Origin of the sequence: Paraburkholderia sediminicola (assembly GCF_046027825.1) — a bacterium.
Classification (GTDB): domain Bacteria; phylum Pseudomonadota; class Gammaproteobacteria; order Burkholderiales; family Burkholderiaceae; genus Paraburkholderia; species Paraburkholderia sediminicola_D.
The window spans coordinates 1-486 of the sequence record NZ_JAQQDU010000271.1 but is presented as its reverse complement, the minus strand read 5'-3'; the positions used below and the strand labels follow the sequence as shown (position 1 = coordinate 486).

Genomic DNA, 486 nt, shown 5'->3' with positions numbered 1-486 from the left:
CCACGACTACCTGAAGAAAATCCTGACCGCGCGCGTCTACGACGTGGCCCGCGAGACCGAACTCGAACGCGCGCCGAACCTGTCGGCACGGCTCTCCAATCCGGTTTATCTGAAGCGCGAGGACAACCAGCCGGTGTTCTCGTTCAAGGTGCGCGGCGCGTACAACAAGATGGCGCATATCCCGGCGGAGGCGCTGGAGCGTGGCGTGATTACTGCATCCGCGGGCAATCATGCGCAGGGCGTCGCGCTGTCGGCGGCCCGCATGGGTGTCAAGGCGATCATTGTGGTGCCAGTGACGACACCGCAGGTGAAGGTCGACGCGGTACGCGCGCATGGCGGGGCGACGGTCGAGGTGGTGCAGTTCGGCGAGTCGTATAGCGATGCGTACGGGCACGCGGTGAAGCTGCAGGAAGAACGCGGCCTGACGTTTGTTCACCCGTTCGACGATCCGTACGTGATCGCCGGCCAGGGCACGGTTGCGATGGA

General features: G+C 64.6%; 1 protein-coding gene. It reads left to right on the top strand.

The genetic code is table 11. The annotated features are described in order from the left end of the window. On the top strand, window positions 1-486 hold a 486-nt coding region (locus PQQ96_RS42210; protein WP_408303370.1), incomplete at both ends, for a pyridoxal-phosphate dependent enzyme.